Genomic DNA, 20352 nt, shown 5'->3' on the forward strand with positions numbered 1-20352 from the left:
TTCTGACGCTAAGTCGCTATCAGCAGGCACCCCCTCAAACAAGACCGACCCCCGAAGGCCATCTCCGCGATTGGAGTACTGGGCCCCATGACCAAGAAGGGAAACTCAGCGACGGGAGAATACCGTAAACTAGCCTCGGCAATGACCTGCTGGCCCAACTCCACCGAGGCCTGCGCACAGCTGACTGCGGTATGGATGGCCTGCAGAACGCTGCTCTTGCCAGAGTTGTTCCCTCCGACCAAATACGTGATGGGCCCCAACTCGATTCGAGTGTCCGCAATTCGCTTAAAATTTCGAATACGGACACTGTTGATAATAAGAGGAGATCGTCGCTGCCCGAGCACCTCGGGACCACCGCTCATAAGCCCCACCCCGTCGCCTTCAAGCTCTGCGTCGGTCGACGCCCCAGGGGACGGAGGGTCGATGCTCATTTCTTACCTCCAGACGTTAATCCGCTACGGAACTCCACCACGTCGCCGTCCTTCATCACGTAGTCCTTGCCCTCCATGCGCACCTTGCCGGCGGCCTTGGCGTCGGCCATGGAGCCGGCGGCCACGAGGTCGTCGAAGGAGACGATCTCGGCCTTGATGAAGCCGCGCTGGAAGTCGGTGTGGATCACGCCGGCGGCCTCCGGTGCGGTCGCGCCGACCGGGATGGTCCACGCTCGCGTCTCCTTCGGCCCCGCCGTCAGGTAGGTCTGAAGGCCCAGGGTGGAGAAGCCGACGCGGGCCAGCTGGTCCAGCCCGGACTCGTCCTGCCCGGCCATCTCCAGCATCTCGGCGGCCTCCTCCTCGGAGAGCTCCACGAGGTCGGACTCGAGCTTGGCGTCCAGGAACACGGCGTCGGCGGGGGCCACCAGATCGCGCAGCTCCTGCTGCTTGGCCTCGTCCCCCAGCACACCTTCGTCCGAGTTGAACACGTAGATGAACGGCTTGGCGGTGAGCAGGCTCAGCTCCCGCAGCCGGTCCATGTCCAGCTTGTCCTTGTCCTTCGCGGCGAAGATCGTCTCGCCCCGCTCCAGCACCGCGAGCGCGGCCTGGAGCGCCTCGAGGTCGGCGGGCTCCTTCTTCTTGCCCTTGACCTCCTTCTCGACGCGCGGGATCGCCTTCTCCACGGTCTGCATGTCCGCGATGATCAGCTCGGTGTTGATGGTCTCCATGTCCGAGGCCGGGTCCACCTTGCCGTCCACGTGGACGACGTCGCCGTCGTCGAACGCGCGCACCACCTGGGCGATCGCGTGGGCCTCACGGATGTTCGCCAGGAACTGGTTGCCTAGGCCCTCCCCCTCGGAGGCGCCCTTCACGATGCCGGCGATGTCCACGAAGGACACCGTGGCCGGCAGGATGCGCTCGGAGCCGAAGATCTCAGCCAGCTGCGGCAGGCGCTCATCCGGCAGGTTCACCACGCCCACGTTCGGCTCGATCGTCGCGAACGGGTAGTTCGCCGCGAGCACGGTCTGGCGCGTCAGCGCGTTGAACAGGGTCGACTTGCCCACGTTGGGCAGTCCCACGAATCCGATTGTCAAAGCCACAGTCCGGCAGTCTACCGGCGGGCCCGCCGCGGCGGAGGCGTCCCGCACCGGCCCCGCTCCGTGGGCAGAACCAGCATCCCCGCCCGCTCCGTGGGCAGGAAGCGCGCTCTCCCCTGTTTCGGGGGCAGAACCGGCAGGGTTTTCCCTCCCGGGGGCAGAAACCTTCGCTCTCCTGCCCACGGAACCCAGAGGCCCAGCCCCCCGCCCCCACGCGCCCACGGAACCCAGAGACCCGCACCACCCAGCACGCATCCCCGCCCAGATGACCGATCCGTAGGGTGGGCGGGCCGCCCAGACCCCGACGAGAGGAAGCACACCTGTGTCTGCCGACCAGAGGACGACAGCCGAGACCGCAGGGCCACCGGGTCCACCCCACGCCAAGTCCCCGCGGCACCGTGCGCCTGCGCTCCAACGACTACCGGGACAAGCCGGCCGTGGACCCGCGCTACTTCACCGACCCGGAGGGCCATGACATGGCCGTCGCGGTGGCCGGCATCCGGCTGGCCCGGGAGATCGTCTCCCAGCCGGCCATGGCGGCGTGGGCGGGGCGCGAGCTGGCCCCGGGCGTGGACGTGCAGACCGATGAGGAGATCGCCGACTACGTGCGCCGCACCCACAACACCGTGTACCACCCGGTGGGCTCGGTGCGCATGGGCGCCGACGACGACGCCATGAGCCCCCTGGACGCCCGCCTGCGCGTCAAGGGCGTGACGGGTCTGCGCGTGGCCGACGCCTCCGTGATGCCCGAGCACGTGACCGTGAACCCCAACATCACGTGCTTCATGATCGGCGAGAAGGCGGCACAACTGATCCTGGCCGACCGCGCCTGACCACCACGCAGATGCGGCGGGCCCCCCGGTGGGGACCCGCCGCAACTGCGTTCGGGGGCGGGCCGCGCGCCGGTCACGCGCGGCTCCGTCAGAGGGCGATCACTCGCCGGAGGTCTCGGCGGCGGAGCCCTCCACGGCCTCACCCTCTACGGCCTCGCCCTCCACCTGGGCGGCGGAGCCGGTGTGCTTGACCTGGATCTTGCGCGGCTTGGCCTGCTCGGCCACCGGGATGGTCAGCAGCAGCACGCCGTCGCTGTAGTCGGCCTCGATCTTGTCCAGGGCCAGGCCCTGGCCGAGGTTGAGCTGGCGGGCGAAGGTGCCGGCCGGACGCTCCTTGGTGAGCCAGCGACGGTCCTCCCCGGCGGGGGCCTCCTTGCGCTCGGCGCGGACGGTGAGCGTGCGCTCCTCGACGTCCACGTCGATCGAGCTCGGGTCCACGCCCGGCAGCTCCACCTCGGCGACGAACACGTCGCCCTCGCGGTAGAGGTTCATGGGCATGGAGGCGGCGCCGGAGGTGCGGGCGAAGCCGGTCATCAGGCGCTCCATCTCGCGGAACGGATCAATGGGACGAGCCATGGTCGATCACTCCTCATGCAGGGCGGGCCGCTCCGGTTGAGCGGCGACTATCCTGTGCAACGCCGTCCCCCCACGGGGTATTCCACGGAGTTGAGTCAGCCCCGCTCAACCCTGTCCAGGGCGGTCCGGAACGCGGCCTCCGCCGTCTCGCCGTAGGGCACGAACAGCACCTCGTCCACGGTGTCGCCCACCTCGTCCGCCATCGCGTGGCAGGTCTCGACGGCGATCCGCGCCGCGTCCTCCATGGGCCAGCCGTAGATCCCCGCGGAGATCGCCGGGAACGCGACCGTCCGGGCGCCGAGCCCGGCCGCCACCTTCAGGGACTCGCGGTAGCACGAGGCAAGGGTGTCGGACTTGTCGATCGTCTTGGCCCACACCGGGCCCACCGTGTGGATGACCCAGCACGCGGGCAGGCGCCCCGCCGTCGTCGCCACGGCCTGCCCGGCGGGCAGCCCCTCCGGCAGGTCGGTCTCGCGCAGGCGGCGGCACTCGGCCAGGATCTCGGGGCCGCCGCGCCGGTGGATGGCGCCGTCCACTCCTCCGCCGCCGAGCAGGGTGGAGTTGGCGGCGTTGACGACGGCGTCCGCGTGCGTGGCCGTGATGTCCCCGGGAGCGAGGGTGAGCTGCATGGGTTCACGCTAGGCGCGGGTGGGCGCCGTCGGACAGGGCCGGTAGCCTCGGCCCCATGAGCACCCCGACGCCCACCGGACCGACCCCCACGCCTCCCGGCGGCGAGCTGCTGCCGCTGATCAGCCTCGCGGTGGAGCACGTGTTCGACACGCTCGGCCGGCAGTCCGTGTTCGCCCCCACGATCCTCGCCGTCGCCGCCGACGGCCAGCGCGGCATGTGGGAGCACCCGGACCTCGAGCCCGAGCAGGCGGCCGCCACGGTCGCGAAGATCAGCCCGCGCCCCACGCGGGCGGTGGCCGTGTTCGACGGCGAGATCGAGACGGCCGACGGGCCCCGCCCGGCCGTCGCGGTGGAGGCCTTCGACGCCGCCGCCCTGGCCTCGACCCGCATGGTCTTCCCGTATCTGCCCGGCGTCGCCGCGGCGGGCATCGCCGCCCGCGTCGACGGCGACCCGCAGGTCGTGGCCAACGGCCCCAACCCGCTCTTCGGCTGAGCCGCCCACCACGACGACGGCGCGCCGCCGCCTAACGTGTCCCTGCGGCCTGCGAGGGTGGGGGCATGGAGATCCTCAGCCTGCTGCTCGCCCTCATCCTCGGACTCGTGCTGGGCGCCCTGGTGGGCGCGTGGCTCATGTGGCGCCGGGCGGCCGGCGGCGGTGAGGAGGCCCGCCGGGCCCAGGCCGAGCTGGCCGCGCTGCGCACCGAGCACCAGGGGGCACGAGAAGAGCTCGCGGCCGCCCGGGCGGAGCAGCGCGCGCTCACGGCCGCGCGCGCCGAGGACGCCGAACGCCAACGCGCGGAGTCCCAGGTGATGTCCACGCTCGCGCCGCTGGGCCAGCGGCTGGCGGCGCTCCAGGAGCAGGTGAGCGTGCTGGAACGGGACCGGGCGTCCCAGTTCGGCCGGCTCGGGGAGCAGCTCCGCGCCGCCGCGGCCACGGACCGTGACCTGCTGAACCAGACCACGTCGCTCATGGCCACCCTCAAGTCCACCTCCGCGCGGGGCCACTGGGGCGAGGCGCAGCTGCGGCGGGTCGTCGAGGCGGCGGGCATGCTCCACCACGTGGACTTCACGGAGCAGGCCACGCTGTCCGGCAAGGACGGCGAGCGACTCCGCCCGGACCTCGTGGTGTCCCTGCCCGGCGGCAAGGCCATGGCCGTGGACGCCAAGGCCCCCATCGGGGACGCGCTGGCCGCCGAGGCCCTCGCGGACGAGCCCGGCGAGGAGGCGTACGAGCGGCGCCAGGCGCTGGCCGCCCAGCACGCCGCGGCCGTGCGCCGCCACGTGGACCAGCTCTCCGCGAAGTCCTACTGGGCCGGCCTCGAGCACTCCCCCGAGCTGGTCCTGTGCTTCCTGCCCGCCGAGTCGCTCCTGGCCGCGGCCCTGGACGCAGACCCCGGGCTGCTGGACCACGCGTTCTCCCGGAACGTCGCGCTCGTCGCCCCCGTCTCCCTCCTGACCGCCCTGAAGTCCGTGGCCTACGCGTGGCGGCAGGACACCCTGGCCGAGAACGCCCACACCGTGGTGGCCAGCGCGAAGGACCTCTACGAGCGCCTCGGCACGCTCGGCACCCACCTGGACCGCATGGGCGGCTCCCTCAAGACCGCCGTCGACCGCTACAACCAGCTCGTCGGCAACGTCGAGTCGCGCGTGCTCCCCGCCGCCCGGCGCCTCCGCGACGCCGACCCGGGCCTGGCCCCCACGCCGGACATCCGCACGCTCGAGTCCGCGCCCCGGCCCCTGGCCGCCCCGGAACTGGTCGCGGGCGTGGAGGAGGACGAGCTGCGCCGTCGTCGGGCGGAGTCGGCGCGGGAGGCGTGAGCGGGGGCCGGGCGGGTGGGCCGTCGCGGCCCCGACGTCGTCTTTCCGCGCCCCGGGCCACTTGCTACCGTGAAACTCACAGAGAATTGCCAGGCCATGCCAAGGGCCTGACCTGATGAGGAGGCCCCATGGAGTCCCGTCCACTCCCCCCGCCGAGCAACGTCAACGAGCACGTCTCCCGCTTCGACCCCCGGGCGGCCGCCCAGGAGTTCGAGCACGAGCTCTCCCCGGGCATGCGTGACGAGCCGCTGTCCGGCGGCGAGAACGTCAAGCGCATCATCGGCCTCGTGGCCGGCCCCCTGCTCGCCGTCGCCCTGTTCCTGCTGATGCCGGGCGACCTCGGCGTCTGGCCCCGCCTCGTCGCCGCCACCGCCGTGCTCATGGCCGTGTGGTGGATGACCGAGGCCCTGCCCATCCCCGCCACCGCCCTGCTGCCGCTCGTCGTCTTCCCGCTCGGCGTGCCCGCCGAGGAGTCCGACGGCGGCATCACCTTCGACGCCGTCGGCGCGAGCTACGGCAACAACATCATCTTCCTGTTCATGGGCGGTTTCATGCTCGCCCTGGCCATGCAGCGGTGGAACCTGCACCGGCGCATCGCGCTCGGCGTCCTGAAGTTCATGGGCGCCAGGACCGTGAACCTCGTCCTGGGCTTCATGATCGCCACCGGGTTCATCTCCATGTGGGTGTCCAACACCGCCACTGCCGTGATGATGCTCCCCATCGGCGTGTCCATCCTCGTGCTCGTCCAGCGCTACGGCACGGACGGCGCCCTGACCGCGGACGAGGCAGCGGGCCAGGCCGACCGCCCCGCCGCGCCCGCATCCGCGCCCGGCGAGGCCCCCACGCAGGCCGAGATCCGCTCCCTCACGAAGACGAACTTCGGCACCGCGCTCATGCTCGGCATCGCCTACGCCGCGTCCATCGGTTCGCTCGGCACCATCATCGGCACCCCGCCCAACACCCTGCTCGCGGGCCACATGGCCGCCGAGCACGGCGTGGAGATCGGCTTCGGCCAGTGGATGCTGGTCGGCGTGCCGATCGCCGTCGTCCTGCTCTTCGCGTGCTGGTTCCTGCTCACCCGCGTGCTGTTCCGCCCGGAGATCGACGAGGTCCCCGGCGGCCGCGACCTGATCGCCACCGAGCTGGCCCGCCTCGGCCGCATGAGCGCCCCCGAGGCCAAGGTCCTCGCCGTCTTCGTCCTCGCCGCGCTGGCCTGGATCACCGTGCCGCTGATCTCCGAGTACGTCCTGGACCTGACGTCCCCGCTGCTCTCGGACGCGGCCATCGCCATGGTCGTCGGACTCATCCTGTTCCTCCTGCCGGCCGGTGGCGGGGCCGGGCGCGGCGTGCGCCTGCTCGACTGGGAGGCCGCGAAGGAGCTGCCGTGGGGCGTGCTCCTGCTGTTCGGCGGCGGCCTGGCCCTGTCCGGTCAGTTCTCCAAGTCGGGCCTGTCCACGTGGCTCGGTGAGCAGGTCAAGGGCCTCGGCGACATCCCCGTGTGGGTGCTCGTGGTGATCGCCGCCGTCGGCATCCTGCTGCTGACCGAGATGACCTCGAACACGGCCACCGCGGCCACGTTCCTGCCCGTCGCCTCCGGCGTGGCCCTGGGCACCGGCGTCGCCCCGCTCATGCTGGCCGCACCCGTCGCCCTCGCCGCGACCTGCGCGTTCATGTTGCCCGTGGCCACCCCGCCGAACGCCATCGCGTACGGCTCCGGCTACGTGTCCATCGGCCAGATGGTGAAGGGCGGCGTGTGGCTGAACATCATCGCCGCCGTGCTGATCTCCATCGCGTCGATGACCCTGCTCGTCTGGGTCTTCGGGCTCTGAGTCCCTGACCACCCGCCGGCCCGGAACGCCGAGGCCCGGCACGCCGAGGCCCGCAGACGCGCCGCTTCGCCGGCGTCGTGACGGCGAGTCTGCGGGCCTCAGCGAGGAGACGAGGGGCGCGGTCAGGCCTCGGCGTCGCGACGGCGTCCGCCGAGCGAGCGGGACTCGTCACCCACCCGCTTGAGTTCGGCGCGCACCTCCTTGGGCAGGGAGAAGATGATGTCCTCCTCGGCGGTCACCACCTCGTCCACCTGCCCGTAGCCGTACTCGGCCAGCAGCGCGAGCACCTCCTGGACCAGCACCTCGGGCACGGACGCGCCCGAGGACAGGCCCACGGTGGCCACGCCCTCGAACCAGGACTCGTCCACCTGGTTGGCGAAGTCCACGCGCTCGGCGCGGGAGGCCCCGTACTCCGCGGCGACCTCCTTGAGGCGCACCGAGTTCGAGGAGTTCGCCGAGCCCACGATGATCACCAGGTCGCACTCCGGCGAGATCGACTTGATGGCCGCCTGCCGGTTGGAGGTGGCGTAGCAGATGTCGTCCGAGGGCGGGTCCTGCAGGTTCGGGAACCGCTCGCGCAGCACGGAGACGATCTCGAGGGTCTCGTCCACGGAGAGCGTGGTCTGGGAGAGCCAGATCAGGTTGTCCGGGTCCTCCACCTGGATGGTCTGGGCCTCGGCGACGTCGTTGATCACCGTGGTGTGCTCGGGCGCCTCGCCGAACGTGCCCTCGACCTCCTCGTGGCCCTCGTGGCCGATCAGCAGGATCTGCTTGTCCTGCTTCGCGAAGCGCACGGCCTCGCGGTGCACCTTGGTCACGAGCGGGCACGTGGCGTCGATGGTGCGCAGGTTGCGCTGGGCGGCCTCCTCGACGACGGCCGGGGACACGCCGTGCGCGGAGAACACGGTCAGGGCGCCCTCGGGCACCTCGTCCAGCTCGTCGACGAACACCACGCCACGCTCGGTCAGGGTGTCCACGACGTGCCGGTTGTGGACGATCTCCTTGCGCACGTACACGGGGGCGCCGTGGTGCTCGAGGGCCTTCTCGACGGCGACGACGGCGCGGTCCACGCCGGCGCAGTAGCCACGGGGGGCGGCCAGCAGCACGCGCTTCTCGCCGGACACGGGCGCGGCCGCCTCGACCTCCTCACGGGGACGACGGACGCGCGGGACCTGCGGCATCCCGAGGCCGACGGCGGACGGACGGGCGGAGACGGAGGGAGCGGACATGCCCTCCATGCTATCGGCCGGGACGCCGACCGGGCCCGGGCTTCGCCGCGGGCTCAGCGCGACGTGACGTCGGCCGCGGTGTGGGAGCGGCCCACCACGGGGGAACCGTCCGCCCGGGCCGCGCGGACCCGCCCACGCCGAGCGACCCACAGCTCCGCCAGGGCCAGCAGCAGGCCCGCGGCCAGCACGATCCAGCCCAGGGTGGTCAGGGTCTGGGGGTAGGGGGCGACGGCGGCCGCGAACGCCGGGCGCGCGGCGTCCTCCATCTGCTGGACGAACGCGGCCACCCCGGGGGAGGCCCCCTCGGGCGCCGTGAGGTGGACCGCGTCCGGACCCAGGCGGGCGCCGCCGATCAGCCCGCCGGCCAGGGCGACCGCACCCGCCACGGCCAGGGCGAGGCCCCGCCGTCGTCGGGGGGCGAGCAGCAGGGCGCCCACGAGCGCCAGCACGGAGGCGGCGGCGGCCCAGCGCCAGTGCGTGGAGGCGTCCACCCAGCGGTGCACGGTGGCCCGGTCCGTGCCGGCCAGGGCGTCGATGCGCGCGTCCATGCGCAGCGCGGTGCTGTCCCGCAGCTCCGCGGCGCGGTCGTACAGGGGCGCCAGCAGGGTGTCCGCGGCCCAGTCGCCGACGTCCGCGCCCATGATCGTCTCCAGCAGCGCCTGCCCGGGCAGGTCGAACCGGTCCTCGCGCAGGTCACGTTCGATGTCGCCCAGGGCGGCGGTGATCCCGGACTGCGCGACGGGACCGAACGGGATGGTCACGTCCGCGCCCGAGCCGGGCTCGTCCGCGCCCTCCGGGTCCTCGAGCTGGGCGAGCCAGGCGCGCCGGGCCTCGTCGGCGGTGTCGGACCAGCCCTGCACCACCTGCGGGTCGTCCGCCACGCGCTGGGCCAGCGGGCGCAGCAGGTCCTCGGCCGTCTGGGCCAGCGGGCCCGGCACCTGCTCGGGGACGGCGTCGTGCACGACGTCGTCGATCACCCCCGGCACGGCGGCGCGGACCTCGGGGTCCACGGCGACCTGCTCCGTCACCCCGCGCAGCAGCTCCGGGCGGTGCGTCGCCTCGTCGACGAGGGCGCCGGCCGTCGCGAGCACCGCCAGCAGGCCCGCCAGGGCTGCGACGAGGAGGCTGAGGGTGGTGCGCATGGGGTCCTTTCCATTCCGTTCCGACCCCGTCGAGCGTACCGATCCTGGCCGGAGGTTCCCCGGTCTGAGCACCCGACCGGGTCGGCGGCGGCCCCGGGGGGACACCGGGGCACCGTCTTGCGCGTCCGGCGAGGGCGGTACGGTGGGCCCGTGCCCGGGCGGACCGGGCGCGGACAGGAGGGACCCGGATGGACCAGCCCGTGACCGAGGGCGCCTCGGCGACGTCGGACGTGCCCGTCTCGGCACCCGCCCGCGCGGGCGAGACCTCCGCTGAGCGGCCGTGGCCCCTGCGCCGGCTCTCCGAGAACCTCAAGGCCCACATCGAGCGTGCCCCCGCCACGTGGATCGAGGGCCAGCTCATCGAGTTCAAGAACAACCGCGGCAACGTCTACATGACCATGCGGGACCTCGAGGAGGAGGTCTCCCTGCCGCTCACCGCCTGGCGGAACGTCGCCATGACCCTGGACGGGACCGTCCAGCAGGGCTCCCGCGTGGTGGCGCGCGTGAAGCCGAACTTCTGGCTCAAGGCCGGGCGCCTGTCCATGAACGTGCAGGAGATGCGCCCGGTCGGCCTCGGCGATCTGCTGGCCCGCGTGGAGCTGCTGCGCCGGGCCCTCGCCGAGGAGGGGCTGACCTCCCCCGCGCGCAAACGGCCCCTGCCCCTGCTCCCCCACCGGATCGGGCTCATCACCGGCCGCGACTCGGACGCGAAGCAGGACGTGCTGCGCAACACCCTGCTGCGCTGGCCCGCCGCCGAGTTCGAGATCCGCGAGGTCGCCGTGCAGGGCGCCGAGGCCCCTCGACAGGTGGCCGCCGCGCTCGCCGAGCTCGACGCCGACCCGGCCGTGGACGTCATCGTCATCGCCCGCGGCGGCGGCGCGCTCGAGGAGGTCGTGCTCCCCTTCTCGGACGAGGCACTGGTGCGCGCCGTGGCGGCGGCGCGCACGCCCGTCGTCTCGGCGATCGGCCACGAGGCGGACCGCCCGGTCCTCGACGACGTCGCCGACCTGCGCGCCTCCACGCCCACGGACGCGGCCAAACGGATCGTCCCGGACGCGGCCCAGGAGGCCGCCGGGCTCGCCGACGCGCGCCTGCGGCTGGCCTCGGCCGTCGAGCGCCGCGTGCACGCCGAGGCCGAGGGGCTCGCGGCCCTGCGCTCCCGGCCCGTGCTGGCCCGCCCGCACGTGATGGTGGACACGCGGCAGGAGGAGACGGACCGGTGGCGCGAGCGCGGCCGGTCCGCCCTGGGCCACCGGCTCGTCCGCGAGGAGGACGCCCTCACGCAGCTGCGCGCCCGCGTCCGCGCCCTGTCCCCGCAGCGCACTCTCGACCGCGGCTACGCCGTGGTCCAGCACGCCGGGCAGGTCGTGCGCGACGCGGACCAGGTCGCCCCGGACGACCGGCTCGACATCCTCGTGGCGGCCGGGCGGATCGCCGCGGACGTCGTCGCGACGCATCGGACCACCCCGACCCCATCCCACGAGAGGACACGACAGGCATGAGTGAACAGGGCATGGAGCAGACGCAGGACGCGGGCCGCCCCAGCGGTGTGGAGGGCTTCACCTCCGCGGACGTCTCGGACGTGGCCCGCATGAGCTACGAGCAGGCGCGCGCCGAGCTGGTGGAGACCGTGGGGAGGCTGGAGGCCGGTGGCGCCGGCCTCGAGGAGTCCCTGGCCCTGTGGGAGCGCGGGGAGGCGCTGGCCGACCGCTGCCAGGCCTGGCTCGACGGCGCCCGCGCCCGCCTCGACCAGGTGCGCGGCGAGGCCGCCCCCGACGCCGACTGATCCCGCCCCCCACTTTCGTTCGGGAAACGGCGGCCTCCGCGGCGCTTTCGTTCGAGAAACGGCGGCCTCCGCGGCGCTTTCGTTCGAGAAACGGCGGGGGCGGGGGCCAACGGCCCCCGCCCACGCGGCTTGCTCCCGACGTCGGTCAGGCGGTCTGGTCCTCGTGCTTGCCCTCGCCCAGCTCCTCCACGAGCTTGGCGTTGAAGGCGTCGAGGTCGTCCGGGGTGCGCGAGGTGGTCAGCCCGCTGTCCACGACGACCTCCTCGTCCACCCACTGGGCGCCCGCGTTCTTCAGGTCAGACTCCAGGGACGCGTAGCTGGTCAGACGGCGGCCGTCCACGACGCCGGCCTCGATCAGGGTCCACGGGGCGTGGCAGATGGCCGCCACCGGCTTGTGCTGCTCGAAGAAGGCACGCACGAATGCCTGGGCGTCCGTGTCGATGCGCAGGGCGTCCGCGTTCAGGGTGCCGCCCGGCATCACGAGGCCGTGGAAGTCCTCGGCCTTGGCGTCCTTCACCGTGGTGTTCACCTCGAAGGACTCGCCGTGCTCCCAGTCGGACTTCATCGCGGTGATGGTGCCGGACTTCGGGGAGACGAGCACGGGGGTCGCACCCGCGGCGATCACGGCCTCCCACGGGGAGGTCAGCTCGACCTGCTCGACACCGTCGGTCGCGAGGAACGCGACGGTCTTGCCGGACAGCGGGGCGTTCTGGACAGCGTTCTCAGTCATGAGTGCACCTTTCGGATCGGGTCCGGCGCGCCTCTGCGGCGCCCGGTGTTCCTCCATCCACTCACCGCGGCCCCGGGCTTGGCAAGGTCCGACCACCACTGCACCGCCCACCGCGACGACGGCGGCGCTCAGCCCGCCAGCAGGCGACGGCGGGCCGCCGCGACGTCGAAGTCGGCCTCCGGCCAGTCCAGCCCCATCCCCTGCAGGGTCTCGATGATCAGCTGCTGCACCGCCAGCCGCGCGAACCACTTGCGGTCCGCCGGCACGATGAACCACGGCGCGTCCTCGGTGTCCGTCCGCTCGATCGCGATCCGGTACGCGTCCGTGTACTGGTCCCAGTACGCGCGGTCGTCGAGGTCGCCCTCGCTGAACTTCCAGTGCTTCGTGGGGTCGTCCAGGCGGGCCAGCAGGCGCTCGGCCTGCTCCTCCGGCGAGATCCGCAGCATCACCTTGACGATCCGCGTCCCCGCGGCGCGCACGGCCGCCTCGAACTCGCGGATCGCCCCGTAGCGCTCCTCCACCTCGGCCAGCGGGGAGAGCCCGCGCACGCGGTGCACGAGCACGTCCTCGTAGTGCGAGCGGTCGAACACGGAGACCAGGCCGGGCCGCGGCAGATGCGGTCGGATGCGCCACAGGAAGTCGTGGGCGCGCTCCTCCGGGGTCGGCACCTTGAACGCGTGCAGGTGGACGCCCTGCGGGTCCATCGCCCCGATCACGTGGCGCATGATCCCGCCCTTGCCGGCGGTGTCCATGCCCTGCAGGATCACCAGCAGGGACGGCACCTCTCCCACGGGCGCGTCGCGCACCGACTGGGCGAACAGCAGCTCCTGCAGGTCGGCGAGCGCCCGGCCGCGCGCGGCCAGGTCCTTCTTGCCCTTCGCCTTGTCCCCGCCGTAGCCGGGCGTCGCGGCGGCGTCGACGTCGGCCGGGCCCCGGACCTCGTCCCCGCGGCGGGCGGCGAACAGCTCCCGCGCGGGGGCGTCGAAGACGCCGTCGTCGTCGGTGGCGCGGGCGGGCCGGCCCGCCGCGGTGGCCGGGGTGTCAGCCATGGCGCTCCCTCCAGTCCTCGAGGAAGTCCTCGAGGCGGTCCAGGGCCACGCTCAGGTCCTTCACGCTGGGCAGCGTGACGAGCCGGAAGTGGTCGCTGTGCGGGTAGTTGAACGCCCCGCCGTGCGAGACGAGGATCTTCTTCGCCCGCAGCAGCTCGATGACGAACGCCTCGTCGTCGTCGATCGCGTAGACCTCCGGGTCCAGCCGCGGGAACAGGTAGAGGGCGCCGTGAGCCGGCTGCACGGACACGCCGGGGATGGCGTTCAGGCGGTCCTGGGCGAGGTTGCGCTGCTCGAGCAGTCGACCGCCGGGCAGGACGAGGTCGTTGATGGACTGGTAGCCGCCCAGTGCCACCTGGATGGCGTGCTGCGCCGGCACGTTGGCGCACATCCGCATGTTGGCCAGCAGGGTCAGGCCCTCGAGGAAGTCGGCGGCCCGGTGCTTCGGCCCGGACACGGCCACCCAGCCGGAGCGGTAGCCCGCCACCCGGTACGCCTTGGACAGGCCGGAGAACGTCAAGGTGAGCACGTCGTCGGACAGGCCGGCGGCGTTGATGTGCCGGGCGCCGTCGTAGGTGATCTTCTCGTAGATCTCGTCCGCCATGAGGACGAGGTTGTGGCGGCGGGCCACGTCCACGATGCCCTGCAGCACGGCGCGGGAGTAGACCGCGCCGGTGGGGTTGTTCGGGTTGATCAGGACGATGCCCTTGGTGCGCTCCGTGATGAGGGACTCGATGTGCTCGAGATCGGGCTCCCAGCCCTCCTCCTCGACGCAGCGGTAGTGCACCGCCCGGCCCCCGGCCAGGGTGGTGGCGCCGGTCCACAGCGGGTAGTCGGGCGAGGGGACGAGGATCTCGTCGCCGTCGTCGACCAGGGCCTGCAGGACCATCGTGATCATCTCGGACACGCCGTTGCCGATGAACACGTCGTCCACGCCGATGTCCCGGATGCCCCGGGACTCGTAGTACTGCGAGACGGCGGTGCGCGCCGAGTAGATGCCCTTGGAGTCCGAGTAGCCCTGCGCGTGCGGTAGGTGCTGGTGCATCGCCGCCAGGACGGCGTCCGGCGCCTCGAAGCCGAACGGGGCCGGATTGCCGATGTTCAGCCTCATGATCCGGTGGCCCGCGGCCTCCATCCGCTGCGCCTCCTCCAGAATGGGGCCGCGCACGTCGTAGCGGACGTTCAGCAGCTTGGCGGACTGGCGGATCTGGCGGGGATGCGGGGTCGGCATGCCCCCATCATGGCACCCCCCGGGCGGTGTGCATCACAGTCGCGGTCGTGCGACGCGGGCCGGCACCCCTCCCCCGTGCGGGCTCAGAACCAGGAGCCGCGGGGCACGAACCAGTCCTCGGGCGCGTCCTCCAGGCCGTGGTCCACCAGCCAGTACTGCGCGGCCTCGGCGACCGGAAGCGGGTCGTCGCCCGTGGTGAGCCGTTCGAGCTCGCGCAGGCCGTCGCCGTCGAGGGCGGACATCACCTCGGCGATGCGCCGTTCGGCGTCGTCGTCCAGCGTCGGGGCGGAGCCGACGGCGGTCAGGCGCCCCTCCGGGAGCACGCGGCCGTCGTCCTCGAGCGGGATGAGCGTGTTCGCGTCGATCTCCGGATCCGTCCCGGTCAGCAGCGCGACCTGGGCCTCGTCCGCGACGACGGCGGCGGTCGGGTCCTCGGTGTCGGCCAGCCAGGTCTCGGGCCGGCAGCCGGCGAGCCGGTCCAGGCGGGTGCGCAGGGCCGCGTCTGCCTCCGGGTCCGCCGCGGCGGTCAGGGTCGGGGGTGCGACGGCGGTGAGCGACTCGCACCGGCCGTTGAGGTCCGTGATCGACTCGAGCTCGAGCCGGGCCGCGGTGGTCTGGGTGACGACCGCGGTCAGGCGCAGCACGCCCGCCGACGAGGACAGCACCGCCGGGGCCTCGTCCTGCGGTGTCCCCGCCGCGGCCGTCTCCTCGGAGAGCAGCGTCTCCAGGACGCGCCCGGCCGCCGGGGCGTCGGCCGCGGGGTCGCCGACGGGCAGCGCGGTGGGGCTCGGGGCGGCGGTCGAGGCGGTGGCCGAGGGGGTGGGCACGGCGTCCGCGGACGTGCCGGCCTCCGTCCCGGTCGGCGTCGACGACGGGGTCGACGTCGGCGTCGGCGGGGACGGCAGCGCCGCTGCGGGGTCGGCCGCGGCGGCCAGGGCCAGGGTGTCCACGACGGCGACCGTGTCCCCGCCGGCGGCGGACCACGCGGGCTGCTCCACGGCGACGCCGTCCTCGTCCCCCACGGCGTGGCCGTGCAGGCGCAGGTGACGGGCCAGGACCGCCGCGACGGCGGCCTCCAGGCCCTCGCCGCCGTGCACGACCGTGATCGGTGCGCCTGACGCGGAGGGCGTCGGCGGGGCGTCCGCCTGCCGCGCGCACGCCCCCAGCGCCAGCGACAGCGCGAGGGCGGAGGCGGCGAGGGCCGTCGGGCGGCGGTGGGCGGGGCGGCTCACGTGGCCACCCCGGCACGGGCGAGCGCCTCGGTGACCCAGGAGGCGGTGCGCAGCCCGCTGAGCTCCGCGAGGTCGAACCAGCGTGCGTCCGTCGAGGATCCGCCGACCTCAGGGCGCAGGACGCCGCCCGTGATGCGGGCGGTGTAGAGGACCTGCACGGTGAGCAGGGGCAGCGGCTCGCCCCGCAGGCGCTTCTCCACCGGGATCGTCCCGGTCGTGACGCCCAGCAGGCCCGTGAGCTCGGCGGTGTGGCCGGTCTCCTCCCACACCTCGCGCAGGCACGCCTCCTCCGGGCTCTCGCCGAGCTCGATGCCGCCGCCGGGCAGCGTCCACTGCAGGAACTCGGGCCCCTGCCACGAGCTGAGCAGGACGCGGCCGCCGTCCACGATCAGGGCGTAGGCGCCGGCGCGCGTCTGGAACGGGCCGGCGGGGTGTGCTCCGGCGGCGTCCGGGGCGGCGGGGGTGGTGCTCATGGCTGCGGACTCCTGGCGGCAGTGGGACGGCCCGCGGCGGGCGACGCCGGGGCCCGGCCAGTCTACGAGCACCGCCCACCGCGAACAGCGGCACGGTCCACCGACCCGCGCCCTAGGCTGGAGGACCACCCGTCCCACCCCCGGAAGGAGCAGCGCCCGTGGACACCCCGCAGGACCCGCCCCGCCGGGACGACCCCTCAGGCGGCCCCGTGGAGCCGGCCGTCGACGCCGCCCTGGACCGGGTGCACGCCCTGCTCCGGCAGGCCCGCGTCACCGCGGCGCCCGACGCCCCGACGGCCCTGGACGCCCGCGGCTGGTGGGAGCTCTCCCTCGAGGCCGCGCTGCGCGACGAGCCCCGGGAGTCCGCCCGCCTCGCCGACTCCGGCCTGGCCGCGCTCGTGCCCGGCCAGGACGACGTCCGCCTCGCCCTGCTGCGGGCGCTCGCCGTCGCCGCGGGCCAGGTCGGGGACGAGGCCGCCCTGACCCGCTGGGTGGAGGCCCGGGCGGCGCTGCTGCGCCACCTCGGCCGGCCCCGGCAGGCCGGGCTCGAGTCCCAGCTCGGCGCCGCCCTCGTGCGCGATCCGGACACGGTCGAGGCGGCGGTGCTGGCCGGCGTCGTGGAGGACGAGCCGGGCGCTCCCGGCGAGGACCCCGGGGACACCGTCCTGCCCGAGGCCGCCCTGGCCCTGGCCGTGCACCGCGTGCACACCGGGGACCTGGACGCCGCGCTCGAGCTGGCCCGCCGCGTCATCGCCGTCCTGGGCGGGCTGCGCGCGGCCGGTGCCCTGCTGCCCACCGGCTCGTGGTCCAGCGCGCACCTGCTGCTCGCCCGCCTGCACCTGTGGCGGGGCGAGCACGCCGAGGCGGACGCGGCGGCCGCCGTCGTCACCGCGCTGCCCGCCGCCCGGGCCGTCCTGGCCTCCGCCACCACGGTGCGGGCGATCGCCGCCCATGAGCTGGACCGTCCGACGGCGGCCCTCGACCTGGCGCTCGAGGCGGCGGAGCGGATGGCCTCGGTCGGTCTGCGGCGCGGCGCGGCCTCCGCGGCGGCCCTGGCCGGGCGCGTGGCCGGCGACCTCGACGGGTACGAGGAGGTCGCCGTGGCCGCGTGGGAGCTGGCCTCCGTGCACGCGGAGAAGGCCGAGGCGCCGGAGGCCTCGAGCCTGAGCTACTGGTGGGCGCACCAGCTCGTGCTCGCCGGCCGCGCCGACGAGGCCGAGCCCCTGCTCGCCCGGTTGGTGCGCCGCGAGGCCACCCACGGCCGGGACGTCGAGCAGGCCCGCGCCCTCGTGGACCTCGGCCACGCCCACCACGACCAGGACCGCGCCGAGAACGCGCTGCCCCTGTGGCGGGAGGCGGCCGGCCTGTTCGAGGCCCACGGCCAGTGGGAGGACGCCGCGCGCACGCTCCTGGCCGCCGGCGCCCTCGTGAACCGCGAGCGCGACGAACGCACCCGGCCCTCCGCCCTCGACCTGTTCGAGCGGGCGGTCGCGGCCGCGCGCCAGGCGGTGGACGAGGACCCGGCGGTACTGCCGGCCGCGCTGCACGCGCACGGGTACCTGCTGTGCGAGTCCGGCCAGGCGGAGGGCCTCGACCTCCTCGAGGAGGCGCTCGCCCTCGTGCGGTACGCCGGCGCCGACTGGCAGGTGGCCGACTACACGGACACCCGCGCCCGGGCCCTGTGGTCGCTCGAGCGGGGGCCGGAGGCGATCGCCACCGCGCTGCAGGCCGCCGACCTGTTCACCGCCGCCGGGGACCGCGAGGGCGCCGCGCAGGCCGAGCTCTTCGCCGCCTACGTGGTGGCCGAGGACGGCAGCCCCGAGCAGGCCGCGACGCTCTTCCGCCTGGTGTGCGACTCCACCGACTCCACGCTCGTGCGCCTCGGCGCGCTCACGGGCCTGCACCAGTGCCTGTCCGCCCTCGGGGACCACGACGGCGCCGCGCGCGTCCGGGACGAGCTCGACGCGCTCCGCGAGGGGCTCGGCGCGGACTGACCGCCGCTCGAGGCGGCGGCCCGGCGGCCCGGCCCGACTGCGGCGGCCGCCGTCGCGGGTCAGAGGCCGACGCGGGCCAGGGCAGCGTCGGCGGCGGCACGGCGGGCGGACCGCACCGCGCGGGGTGCGGTCGGCTGCGCCGCGAGGGCGGCGAGCACGGTCGCGACGCGGGCGGCCAGCGCCACCTCGTCGACCTCGCTGCGGGCGTGGCGCCGAAACCGTGCGGCCACGGCGCGCAGCGCGGCGCCGCCGGCGCCGAGGTCCGCGGCGCCCGCCTCGAGATGGGCGATCAGGACGGCCCAGTCGTCCACGCGGTGTCCCGTGCCCAGGTCGTCGGCGTCCAGCACGCCGGTGATCCGCTCCCCCGCGGCGTCCACGTGCAGGTTCCCCGGGTGCAGGTCGCCGTGCACGGGCACGCGCGGGCCGGGGTCCCCGGCCGCGAGCGCCGCGCGGATCCGGTCCGCCCGGGCGGCGGCCTCGTCCTGGGCCTCGGGGTCCAGCACGACGGCGGCCCACGTGGCGTGCTCGAGCAGGACGGCGGGTCCGCCGTCGTCCGCGTCGGCGCCCCCGGCCGCCCCGGCCGTGGGGCTGGCCGGGCCGGGGGGCTCCTCGGGCACCGGCGGCAGCCGGTCCAGCAGCGCGGCGACCCGCGCGGGGTCGAGCGCGGCGGCCTCGGGCCCGGCCAGCAACGCCCGCCAGGGCAGGCCCGGCACGCTCGCGAGCGGGAGCACCCCGCGCTCCGGCGCCGCGAGGACGGCGGGCACCGGCACCCCGGCCGCCCCCGCCGCGGCCATGCGCCGGGCAACCCGTGCGGCGCGCGCGGGCGGGAGCACCTTCAGGAACGTGCGGCCCACGACGCCGTCGTCGCCGGTCGCCTCGACGGCCAGGACCGCCCGGTCCCGCGGCCGGTAGCCGCGCCACGTGAGGCGGGCCCGGCCCGGCGCCGTGCCGATCAGGGCCGCGAGCGCGTCCGGATCGGCGGTCAGCGTGAGGCCCGGCAGGACGGGGTCGGCGGGGGCCCACCACCACAGGGTGCCGTCCTCCAGGATCCCGCGCTCGCCCGGGACGGGCGGGCACGCCGCGGCAGGGGCGGCGAGGTGTCGGGGGTCGCGGGCGAGGACGAGGGTGCGGGATCGCACGCGAGCCTCGCCGGCGCGTCCGGTCATCACGTCCAGGTCCAGGACCCGCGCGAGCCGACGTCCCCGCTGCAGGTGCAGGGCGTCGGCTCGGGTGCGCAGCCAGCGCTGGCCCGACGCGCGGACGGCCTGGCGCGCGGCGGCTCGGTCGATGCTCACGGGCGCTCCCGCCCGGCGGGGCTCAGCAGGCCCGGCGCCGCGCCAGGACGTTGTCCAGGTCCAGGGCGGCGATGTCCTGCTCGGCGGCGGCGCTGATCTGATCGTCCGCCGTGCGCGCGGCGTCCTGGAGCCGGGCGTCCGCGCCGGTGGGGGCGGGGGCCTCGAGCGGCGCCGGCAGGGGGCGGGCCATCTCCGGAGCGTCCAGGTAGGTGGGGCGCGGCACCGTGGGGATGGTCACCGCACGGTCCGCTGCGGGGGCGGCGGCGGAGGCGGTCACCACCACGGGCTCGACCCGGGGCGCGGCGGGCGCGGCGGCCGGACGCGGCGCCTCGGTCTCGAAGGCCAGCACGGTCTCCAGCACGCGGCGGTCCCGCTCGGGGTCCGCGGGCGGGGCCTGCCGCTCCTCGGCCGCCGGGGCGGTGGGGCACTCCGGGACGACGACGGCGGCGGCGGGCCGGGCGCGACGGGTGCGGTCGCGGACCGCGAGGGCCCGCAGGCCGGCCAGCCCGGCCACGGCGAACAGGAGCGACCAGCCTGCCAGGGCGAGCGTGCCCGCGCCGAACGCGGCGGCCAGCCCGGCCACGAGGAACACGAGCAGGGCCACGAGGGCGGCGAGGAACAGCGCCGTGCGCCCCCACCGGATGTGCAGGCCGGTCCGGCCGCGGGCGGCGCGCGCCGCGTCGGCGGCGGCGCCCAGGCGGCCCGAGAACCGGGCGGTCAGGGCACGGACGGCGGGCGAGCTCTGCAGGCGGTGCATGAAGGACCTCGGCATCGACGGGCGGGCGGGGGCGGACGCGAGACGATGGCGGCGCAGCACGAGCCGCCAGGCCAGGAAGGCCACGAGGGCCACGATGACCAGCGACGCGCTCACCCGGGCGTCGGCCAGCGCGTCGAGCGCGGCCTGCACGGCCCTTGTCGGCGCGGTGGTCTCGTCCATGCGGTCAGCCTAGCGCCGGGGGCGGACCAGTCCGGCCATC

General features: G+C 74.7%; 19 protein-coding genes and 1 pseudogene. 7 read left to right on the forward strand and 13 right to left on the reverse strand.

The features are described from left to right. Positions 1-8 precede the first annotated feature (8 nt). On the reverse strand, positions 9-431 hold the full coding sequence (locus tag AC3RJ9_RS07655; RefSeq protein WP_489727626.1) for an AAA family ATPase: 423 nt from the start codon (positions 429-431) through the stop codon (positions 9-11). Continuing rightward, complete coding sequence (ychF, locus tag AC3RJ9_RS07660) at positions 428-1531, reverse strand: redox-regulated ATPase YchF (protein ID WP_141844199.1); 1104 nt, start codon at positions 1529-1531, stop codon at positions 428-430. The genes AC3RJ9_RS07655 and ychF overlap by 4 nt, the downstream gene beginning before the upstream one ends. Positions 1532-1917: 386 nt before the next feature. On the opposite strand from ychF, the pseudogene AC3RJ9_RS07665 reads away from it, so the two are divergent. After that, positions 1918-2361, forward strand: a pseudogene (locus tag AC3RJ9_RS07665) (GMC oxidoreductase); the annotation flags it as partial. 99 nt (positions 2362-2460) lie between these two features. On the opposite strand, the gene AC3RJ9_RS07670 reads toward AC3RJ9_RS07665, so the two are convergent. Together AC3RJ9_RS07670 and AC3RJ9_RS07675 are read right to left on the reverse strand one after the other, a co-directional pair. After that, positions 2461-2937: an Hsp20/alpha crystallin family protein gene (locus tag AC3RJ9_RS07670; protein WP_248086567.1), complete on the reverse strand. Its 477-nt coding sequence runs from the start codon at positions 2935-2937 to the stop codon at positions 2461-2463. A 95-nt stretch (positions 2938-3032) separates the two neighbouring features. Further along, the gene (locus tag AC3RJ9_RS07675) at positions 3033-3566 is read right to left on the reverse strand and encodes an O-acetyl-ADP-ribose deacetylase (protein ID WP_041104347.1); all 534 of its coding nucleotides are present in this window, start codon (positions 3564-3566) and stop codon (positions 3033-3035) included. Positions 3567-3622: 56 nt separating this feature from the next. On the opposite strand from AC3RJ9_RS07675, the gene AC3RJ9_RS07680 reads away from it, so the two are divergent. From AC3RJ9_RS07680 to AC3RJ9_RS07690, 3 genes are all read left to right on the forward strand, one after another. Continuing rightward, positions 3623-4060 (forward strand): hypothetical protein, encoded by a 438-nt coding sequence (locus AC3RJ9_RS07680; protein ID WP_051995311.1) that lies wholly within the window; start codon positions 3623-3625, stop codon positions 4058-4060. Positions 4061-4125: 65 nt separating this feature from the next. Continuing rightward, positions 4126-5385: a DNA recombination protein RmuC gene (locus AC3RJ9_RS07685; RefSeq protein WP_041104349.1), complete on the forward strand. Its 1260-nt coding sequence runs from the start codon at positions 4126-4128 to the stop codon at positions 5383-5385. Positions 5386-5513: 128 nt separating this feature from the next. After that, the gene (locus AC3RJ9_RS07690; protein ID WP_041104351.1) at positions 5514-7214 is read left to right on the forward strand and encodes an SLC13 family permease; all 1701 of its coding nucleotides are present in this window, start codon (positions 5514-5516) and stop codon (positions 7212-7214) included. Between the two features lie 122 nt (positions 7215-7336). On the opposite strand, the gene AC3RJ9_RS07695 is transcribed toward AC3RJ9_RS07690, so the two are convergent. Continuing rightward, positions 7337-8443, reverse strand: coding sequence for a 4-hydroxy-3-methylbut-2-enyl diphosphate reductase (locus AC3RJ9_RS07695; RefSeq protein WP_488763794.1), 1107 nt, complete (start codon positions 8441-8443; stop codon positions 7337-7339). A gap of 53 nt (positions 8444-8496) precedes the next feature. After that, positions 8497-9585 carry a hypothetical protein gene (locus AC3RJ9_RS07700; RefSeq protein ID WP_135101161.1) on the reverse strand — a complete coding sequence of 363 codons (1089 nt, stop codon included), beginning with the start codon at positions 9583-9585 and terminating at the stop codon, positions 8497-8499. A gap of 188 nt (positions 9586-9773) precedes the next feature. Here AC3RJ9_RS07700 and xseA point away from each other — a divergent pair, with 188 nt between their 5' ends. Further along, positions 9774-11087 (forward strand): exodeoxyribonuclease VII large subunit, encoded by a 1314-nt coding sequence (gene xseA / locus AC3RJ9_RS07705; RefSeq protein ID WP_134377064.1) that lies wholly within the window; start codon positions 9774-9776, stop codon positions 11085-11087. Then, positions 11084-11371 (forward strand): exodeoxyribonuclease VII small subunit, encoded by a 288-nt coding sequence (locus AC3RJ9_RS07710; protein ID WP_036316619.1) that lies wholly within the window; start codon positions 11084-11086, stop codon positions 11369-11371. Before xseA ends, AC3RJ9_RS07710 begins: the two co-directional genes overlap by 4 nt. 145 nt (positions 11372-11516) lie before the next feature. Here AC3RJ9_RS07710 and AC3RJ9_RS07715 read toward each other — a convergent pair whose 3' ends face one another. The 5 genes from AC3RJ9_RS07715 to AC3RJ9_RS07735 all read right to left on the reverse strand — a co-directional run bounded on the left by AC3RJ9_RS07715 (position 11517) and on the right by AC3RJ9_RS07735 (position 16086). After that, the gene (locus tag AC3RJ9_RS07715; protein ID WP_036383850.1) at positions 11517-12101 is read right to left on the reverse strand and encodes a type 1 glutamine amidotransferase domain-containing protein; all 585 of its coding nucleotides are present in this window, start codon (positions 12099-12101) and stop codon (positions 11517-11519) included. 128 nt (positions 12102-12229) lie between these two features. Then, positions 12230-13150, reverse strand: a complete 921-nt coding sequence (locus AC3RJ9_RS07720; RefSeq protein WP_049145656.1) for a PPK2 family polyphosphate kinase — start codon at positions 13148-13150, stop codon at positions 12230-12232. Beyond that, positions 13143-14381: a pyridoxal phosphate-dependent aminotransferase gene (locus AC3RJ9_RS07725; RefSeq protein WP_159833379.1), complete on the reverse strand. Its 1239-nt coding sequence runs from the start codon at positions 14379-14381 to the stop codon at positions 13143-13145. Before AC3RJ9_RS07725 ends, AC3RJ9_RS07720 begins: the two co-directional genes overlap by 8 nt. A gap of 83 nt (positions 14382-14464) precedes the next feature. Continuing rightward, positions 14465-15613, reverse strand: coding sequence for a type 2 periplasmic-binding domain-containing protein (locus AC3RJ9_RS07730; protein ID WP_489727627.1), 1149 nt, complete (start codon positions 15611-15613; stop codon positions 14465-14467). Continuing rightward, complete coding sequence (locus AC3RJ9_RS07735) at positions 15610-16086, reverse strand: NUDIX hydrolase (RefSeq protein ID WP_101965826.1); 477 nt, start codon at positions 16084-16086, stop codon at positions 15610-15612. The genes AC3RJ9_RS07730 and AC3RJ9_RS07735 overlap by 4 nt, the downstream gene beginning before the upstream one ends. Positions 16087-16244: 158 nt before the next feature. On the opposite strand from AC3RJ9_RS07735, the gene AC3RJ9_RS07740 reads away from it, so the two are divergent. Continuing rightward, a complete protein-coding gene (locus AC3RJ9_RS07740; protein ID WP_488763997.1) occupies positions 16245-18080 on the forward strand; it encodes a hypothetical protein in 1836 nt (611 codons plus the stop codon). A 59-nt stretch (positions 18081-18139) separates the two neighbouring features. Here AC3RJ9_RS07740 and AC3RJ9_RS07745 read toward each other — a convergent pair whose 3' ends face one another. Together AC3RJ9_RS07745 and AC3RJ9_RS07750 are read right to left on the reverse strand one after the other, a co-directional pair. Next, positions 18140-19375 carry a phosphotransferase gene (locus tag AC3RJ9_RS07745; RefSeq protein WP_134377068.1) on the reverse strand — a complete coding sequence of 412 codons (1236 nt, stop codon included), beginning with the start codon at positions 19373-19375 and terminating at the stop codon, positions 18140-18142. Between the two features lie 22 nt (positions 19376-19397). Beyond that, complete coding sequence (locus AC3RJ9_RS07750) at positions 19398-20312, reverse strand: hypothetical protein (protein ID WP_134377069.1); 915 nt, start codon at positions 20310-20312, stop codon at positions 19398-19400. Positions 20313-20352 lie beyond the last annotated feature (40 nt).

The organism is Micrococcus sp. 63XJN7_6_ISO-PGPR-S23-444 (assembly GCF_058072765.1).

What these genes read in the sequence shown, in the direction of transcription:
- AC3RJ9_RS07655 (WP_489727626.1), bottom strand. Translation starts at nt 431, where the DNA reads ATGAGCATCGACCCTCCGTCCCCTGGGGCGTCGACCGACGCAGAGCTT.
- AC3RJ9_RS07670 (WP_248086567.1), bottom strand. Translation starts at nt 2,937, where the DNA reads ATGGCTCGTCCCATTGATCCGTTCCGCGAGATGGAGCGCCTGATGACC.
- AC3RJ9_RS07675 (WP_041104347.1), bottom strand. Translation starts at nt 3,566, where the DNA reads ATGCAGCTCACCCTCGCTCCCGGGGACATCACGGCCACGCACGCGGAC.
- AC3RJ9_RS07680 (WP_051995311.1), top strand. Translation starts at nt 3,623, where the DNA reads ATGAGCACCCCGACGCCCACCGGACCGACCCCCACGCCTCCCGGCGGC.
- AC3RJ9_RS07685 (WP_041104349.1), top strand. Translation starts at nt 4,126, where the DNA reads ATGGAGATCCTCAGCCTGCTGCTCGCCCTCATCCTCGGACTCGTGCTG.
- AC3RJ9_RS07690 (WP_041104351.1), top strand. Translation starts at nt 5,514, where the DNA reads ATGGAGTCCCGTCCACTCCCCCCGCCGAGCAACGTCAACGAGCACGTC.
- AC3RJ9_RS07695 (WP_488763794.1), bottom strand. Translation starts at nt 8,443, where the DNA reads ATGTCCGCTCCCTCCGTCTCCGCCCGTCCGTCCGCCGTCGGCCTCGGG.
- AC3RJ9_RS07700 (WP_135101161.1), bottom strand. Translation starts at nt 9,585, where the DNA reads ATGCGCACCACCCTCAGCCTCCTCGTCGCAGCCCTGGCGGGCCTGCTG.
- xseA (WP_134377064.1), top strand. Translation starts at nt 9,774, where the DNA reads ATGGACCAGCCCGTGACCGAGGGCGCCTCGGCGACGTCGGACGTGCCC.
- AC3RJ9_RS07710 (WP_036316619.1), top strand. Translation starts at nt 11,084, where the DNA reads ATGAGTGAACAGGGCATGGAGCAGACGCAGGACGCGGGCCGCCCCAGC.
- AC3RJ9_RS07715 (WP_036383850.1), bottom strand. Translation starts at nt 12,101, where the DNA reads ATGACTGAGAACGCTGTCCAGAACGCCCCGCTGTCCGGCAAGACCGTC.
- AC3RJ9_RS07720 (WP_049145656.1), bottom strand. Translation starts at nt 13,150, where the DNA reads ATGGCTGACACCCCGGCCACCGCGGCGGGCCGGCCCGCCCGCGCCACC.
- AC3RJ9_RS07725 (WP_159833379.1), bottom strand. Translation starts at nt 14,381, where the DNA reads ATGCCGACCCCGCATCCCCGCCAGATCCGCCAGTCCGCCAAGCTGCTG.
- AC3RJ9_RS07735 (WP_101965826.1), bottom strand. Translation starts at nt 16,086, where the DNA reads ATGAGCACCACCCCCGCCGCCCCGGACGCCGCCGGAGCACACCCCGCC.
- AC3RJ9_RS07750 (WP_134377069.1), bottom strand. Translation starts at nt 20,312, where the DNA reads ATGGACGAGACCACCGCGCCGACAAGGGCCGTGCAGGCCGCGCTCGAC.